At 41.4% G+C, this 1,686-nt stretch carries 4 protein-coding genes; all 4 read left to right on the top strand.

What is annotated here, in order from left to right; genetic code table 11:
- The first annotated feature begins 153 nt into the window (after nt 1–153).
- From RDS42_RS14745 to RDS42_RS14730, 4 genes are read left to right on the top strand one after another with little or no spacing between them, the layout of a single operon-like run.
- Nucleotides 154–474: a DUF6508 domain-containing protein gene (locus RDS42_RS14745; RefSeq protein WP_308784312.1), complete on the top strand. Its 321-nt coding sequence runs from the start codon at nt 154–156 to the stop codon at nt 472–474.
- A gap of 4 nt (nt 475–478) precedes the next feature.
- Nucleotides 479–712 (top strand): hypothetical protein, encoded by a 234-nt coding sequence (locus RDS42_RS14740; protein WP_118688634.1) that lies wholly within the window; start codon nt 479–481, stop codon nt 710–712.
- A 23-nt stretch (nt 713–735) separates the two neighbouring features.
- Nucleotides 736–1,023: a hypothetical protein gene (locus RDS42_RS14735; protein WP_118688635.1), complete on the top strand. Its 288-nt coding sequence runs from the start codon at nt 736–738 to the stop codon at nt 1,021–1,023.
- Between the two features lie 22 nt (nt 1,024–1,045).
- The gene (locus RDS42_RS14730; protein WP_118688636.1) at nt 1,046–1,495 is read left to right on the top strand and encodes a YaiI/YqxD family protein; all 450 of its coding nucleotides are present in this window, start codon (nt 1,046–1,048) and stop codon (nt 1,493–1,495) included.
- Nucleotides 1,496–1,686 lie beyond the last annotated feature (191 nt).

The raw sequence follows: 1,686 nt of genomic DNA, 5'->3' as shown, positions 1-1,686 counted from the left end.
AAGATGATGATAATGAAAACCTGTTATCGTTTGTAGAGATATCTGCAAATGGTAGCAGGTTTTTTATGGGATAAATTTGTGGTGGTATATCTGAATGGAATATGATAGAATAAAACAAACATATATTCGATTGTGCAAGGATGGTGTATAATATTGACAAAGGCAGAGAAAATACAAAAAATCCAGGAAATATTGGAAATAAAGAATCCAAAAGAGAATCTGTATGCAGATCTGTTAAAGACAATGGGGGATCTGAAAAATAATTATGGGGATTATATGATTACAGAGCCGATCGACTGTGACGAAGAATTGGAACGTATTCCGAAGGCGGATTATGAACTTTGTACAGCATTATTGACAATGCTGCTGAGAGAGGATCATTTTTCCAATGGTTCTTTTGAACGGAGATTTGCCGAGGGGCAGGTGCTTCCGGTTCTGGTGAGGATGAAGGATGTTTTGAGTGCAGGAGTGTGATTCAATGAAAGTCGGGGATACTGCATATATTGTGGAATCAAACAGGTATGTGAGAGAGGTGGAGATCCGCAGGCGTTCTGGCGGGATGTTCATGGTCCGTTTTACAGATACGGGTGGCGGAATACAGGTGAAGGCTCACAGGCTGTTTGCGACGAGGGAAGAGGCTGAGAAGAGTATTGCACGGACGGGAGAAAAGTACACGGATGTTAGAAAAAATCCGTATGATTACTGGTATTGAGGCATGTAGAGAGTTGGAACTATATGGAGAATAATTTTACAGGTAATGGATTTAGGGAGAACTTATTAAAACAGATCAAGGAATATCTTGATGGGAAAATTACAAAAGAAGAATATTATGAAATGGCAGAATCGTTTTATTCGGAATATGCAAAGACTTATGAAAATCCAGCATTTCATAAATATTTTCTCGATACGGTAGCAGATGCCTGCACGATTTATATTGACGAACCCGGATTAATGCCTAGGCAGAAGGATGAATTATTCCGCAGATCATTAAATGAAGCATACATAAATCTGCAGAAGCTTTGAAATGAATCTAGGGGAGCGAATGATGAGAATATTGGTTGATGCAGATGCCTGTCCGGTTGTAAAAATTACGGAGCAGGTGGCAAAGGAAAAAGGAATATCGGTTACGCTGCTGTGTGATACGAACCATGTGCTACAGTCTGATTACAGTGAGGTGATCACGGTGGGAGCTGGAGCGGATGCGGTTGATTTTAAGTTGGTGAGCATCTGCCAGAAAGGTGATCTTGTGGTAACGCAGGATTATGGTGTTGCGGCCATGATACTGGGAAAAGGTGCTTATGGAATCCATCAGAGCGGAAAGTGGTACACCAATGAAAATATTGATCAGATGCTGTTGGAGCGTCACATGGCAAAGAAAGCAAGGAATGCGAAGAAGAAACATCATCTGAAAGGACCGGCGAAGCGGACTGCGGAGGATGATCAGCGTTTTGAGGATTCTTTGAGAAGGCTGATTGACTCCATAAAAAGTGAATAAAGTATATCAGGGAAAACCTGTTGCTGTTTACAGAGAGATCTGCGGATGGCAGCAGGTTTTATTTTTTTTGCATGAAAAGTCAAAAAATCAGGGATCAGGACTCCTTGGAACAGTAGGAGGTGGTTTCTGGCTATGGGAAAAATTGAACTGATCGATACCGGCAGACTGACGGAGAAACAGGCCAGGTTAAA

Source organism: uncultured Blautia sp., from assembly GCF_902497045.1.
GTDB lineage: Bacteria > Bacillota > Clostridia > Lachnospirales > Lachnospiraceae > Blautia_A.
This window is presented reverse-complemented; position numbering and strand designations above follow the sequence as displayed.